This is a genomic window from Streptacidiphilus sp. EB129, from assembly GCF_041262645.1.
Taxonomy (GTDB): domain Bacteria; phylum Actinomycetota; class Actinomycetes; order Streptomycetales; family Streptomycetaceae; genus Streptacidiphilus.
On sequence record NZ_JBGCCS010000092.1, the window covers coordinates 1 to 3,444 of the forward strand.

The window sequence follows — 3,444 nt, forward strand, 5'->3', positions numbered from 1 at the left end:
GCCTCAACTTGTTTGACCGTCAGCTCATCAGCACACAGTCAGACCAACGAGCACGCACGCTCACAGTCACGCCCAGATGCGGTTGCAGTACTAGGAGGAGGGTCGGTGTGATGCCGAGGACGTAGCCCCGGGCCAGTGTCCATGGCCTGTCTCCGCTCGGACGTGCGTCGCTGGTAACGGCGGGGTGCGAAGCTCCGGGAAGAAGCCCAAGGGCCTCCGCTCCACTCGGAGGCCACAGGCAAGGAGAAGACCGGACGGGTGAATGTGAATGAACCCTCGACGATGCCTCGTGATGGCAAGCCCCGCAGGTGGAATGCAGTGGCGGGGTGCAGGACTGGCCGCTGAGAAGCGGCAGGTGCCGGTCGCAGACACCGAGTCGGCCGGGAGGACACCACCGTCCCGGGGTAATGAGGGCGCCCACCCCGGTCGCACCTCACACGTGTGGAACGTGACAACCCCGTTGGGGTCCAGACGGCTTGTCGCCTGGTCAGCCGACCGCAAGGAAGGCCCAACTCCCCAGCGGGAACAGGACGGCCCAAGAAGCCAACGCCGGTGCGCCGAAAGGCAGCAGGAAACCGGGGCAGACCATCGGCTCCTCCGCCGAGCCCCGCATAACTGACCGGATACGGGCGTATGCCCGATCCCGAAAGGGAGCTGACGTGGGCCGGGTGAGCCCGTGAAGAACGCGACTGATCAAGGATTCCGGAACCGAAGGGCAAGTTGGACACCATGAGGACCGAGGCGACTGCTGTTGCGACGCCGCAGGTCCGCGCGGTGAACGGACCGGAGGGCACTCTCCCCGATTGGAACGCCATCGACTGGCGCGCCGAAGAGGAGAGCGTACGGCGTCTTCGACAGCGGATCTTCACGGCGTCGCAGGCAGGGGACCTCAAGAAGGTCCGCAACTTGCAGAAACTGATGCTCCGCTCGCATGCCAACACGCTGGTGAGCGTGCGGCGGGTGACGGAGATCAACGCGGGGCGCAAGACGGCGGGCGTCGACGGGCAGGTCGTACTGACCTCCCGGGGCAAGGCGGAGCTGGCCCACTGGGTCCAGCACCGCACCGGCCCGTGGCAGACCCGACCCGTCAAGCGCGTGTACATCCCCAAGGCAGGCGGCAAGAGGCGCCCGCTCGGCATTCCCGTGGTTGTGGACCGGGTGCAGCAAGCCCGCGTCTCACAGGCACTGGAGCCCGAGTGGGAAGCGCGGTTCGAGCCGAAGTCGTACGGCTTCCGGCCCGGCCGCAGCTGCCAGGACGCGATCGCGGCGATCTACTGGACGGCCAAGGGTAAGAGCGCCCTGCGTCGGTGGGCGCTGGACGCGGACCTGGTGGCGGCGTTCGACCGGATCGACCACGCCCACCTTCTCGCCCAGCTCGGCTCCTTCCCCGCCCGGGGAACGGTCGAGCGGTGGCTGAAGGCCGGCGTGGTCGAGGACGGCCGGCTCACCCCGACCGGTGAGGGAACTCCTCAAGGCGGCGTGATCAGCCCTGTCCTCTTGAACATCGCCCTGCACGGAATGGAGACGGCCGCGGGAGTGCAGTACCGGCAGACGGGCCGCCGCGCTGGCGACACGATGCCGGGCTCCCGGCTGCTGGTTCGATACGCCGACGATCTTGTCGCCCTGTGCCACTCGCGGGAACAGGCCGAACAGGTCAAGGAACGGCTCGCCCAGTGGCTGACGCCCCGGGGCCTGGCCTTCAACGAGGACAAGACGCGTGTCGTCCACCTCGAACAGGGCTTTGACTTCCTCGGGTTCACCGTCCGCCGCTATCACGGCAAGCTGCTGATCAAACCCAGCCGCGAGGCCGTCAGACGGATCCGAGACAGGCTCGGCACCGAAGTGCGCGCCCTGAACGGGGCCAACGCGGCGGCGGTGCTGCACCGGCTCAACCCAATCATCCGGGGTTGGGCGGCCTACTACCGGAACGTGGTCTCCAGCGAGGTCTTCGCCTCCTCCCTGGACGACTACATGTGGAAGCTCGCCTACAAGTGGGCCACCCGCGCCCACCCGAACAAGTCGAGGCACTGGGTCACCGCCCGCTACTTCGGCCGGTTCAACAAGTCCCGGCAGGACCAGTGGGTGTTCGGCGACCGCCACAGCGGCGCCTACCTGCTGAAATTCGCCTGGACGAGCATCCTCCGACACCAGATGGTTCAGAACGGGGCGTCCCCGGACGACCCCGCCCTGACCGAGTACTGGGCCGATCGACGGCGCAGAAGCGCACCTTCGCTGGTCAACCGCGCCACCTTGCGCCTGCTCAACGCGCAGGACGGGCTCTGTCAGATCTGCCGCAGGCCGCTGCTGCCCGCCGAACGCCCGCCAGCGGACCCCACCCAGTGGGAGACGTGGCTGCGGGCGACCCGCCAGGCGATCACCGAACGGATGATCACCTATCACGGGATCGGCACGCCGGACGGAACACAACTCCGTCTTGTCCACGCCACCTGTCAGCAGCTCAACACCGCTGGCAGCAAACCCGCAACATCAACTCTGCACGCCCGCACGCCTCCAGGGCTTGCTTGAGCCGTGGTGCCCGGAAAACGGGCATGCCCGGTTCTGAGGGGGCTCCGGCGCAGTAATGCGCCGGAGCTACCCGACTCTTCGCCGCCTACGCCTCCACCCGGGGCCGCGCCCTGGTCGACCGGGAACTGTATTTGCCCAAGTCCTGGACCGAGGACCGGGACCGCTGCATGGCGGCGAAAGTCCCCGACGAGCGGGACTTCCGCACCAAGAACGACCTCGCCAAGGGCATGGTGCTGCGCGCGCTTGCGTCCCCGCTGCCCATCGCCTGGGTCACCGCGGACGCCGCCTACGGGCAGGAGGGCCGCTTCCGTCGCCTGCTGGAGCAGTCCGGTGTGGGCTACGTCCTGGCGGTGCCCAAGTCCCAGTTCAGCGTGGGCTGCAACCGCATCGAGACCCTGATCGAGCAGGCCCCGCAGGAGGCATGGGAGCGGATCTCGTGCGGTGACGGTGCCAAGGGCCCACGTCTCTACGACTGGGCGGCGATCCGGCTACGGGCGGTGGTCGAGTACGACTACCGCGACGAGGTTCCGGTCCGCCAGCGGTGGGCGCTGGCCCGCCGCAGCATCAGCAAGCCCGACGAGATCGCCTACTACCTCGCCTACGCGCCGCTCGACACCACGGTGGAGGAACTGGTGCGCGTCGCCGGGACACGCTGGGCGATCGAGGAGTCGTTCCAGGCCGCGAAGAACGAGTGTGGCCTGGACCAGTACGAGGTCCGCCGCTATGTGGGCTGGTACCGGCACATCACCCTGGCGATGCTCGCGCACGCCTTCCTCAGCGTTATGGCGGCCGACGCGGCTTCAAAGGGGGCTGCAGAAACGATTTGGGTGTAGCTCGGATGCGGTGAGGTCGCGTTGTTAGACGGCGAGTTGGAATCGGTGCTGGTCGGCGTGGGGATGGACACGTTCGATCTCTCGC

The 3,444-nt window shown here is 67.7% G+C and carries 1 protein-coding gene and 1 pseudogene; both read left to right on the top strand.

Translation table 11 applies throughout. From position 1 onward, the window contains the following. Window positions 1-729: 729 nt before the first annotated feature. Window positions 730-2,526, top strand: coding sequence for a group II intron reverse transcriptase/maturase (gene ltrA / locus ABH925_RS37495; RefSeq protein ID WP_370156093.1), 1,797 nt, complete (start codon window positions 730-732; stop codon window positions 2,524-2,526). Between the two features lie 74 nt (window positions 2,527-2,600). Then, window positions 2,601-3,359, top strand: a pseudogene (locus ABH925_RS37500) (IS701 family transposase); the annotation flags it as partial. Between the last annotated feature and the right edge of the window lie 85 nt (window positions 3,360-3,444).

What these genes read in the sequence shown, in the direction of transcription:
- ltrA (WP_370156093.1), top strand. Translation starts at nt 730, where the DNA reads ATGAGGACCGAGGCGACTGCTGTTGCGACGCCGCAGGTCCGCGCGGTG.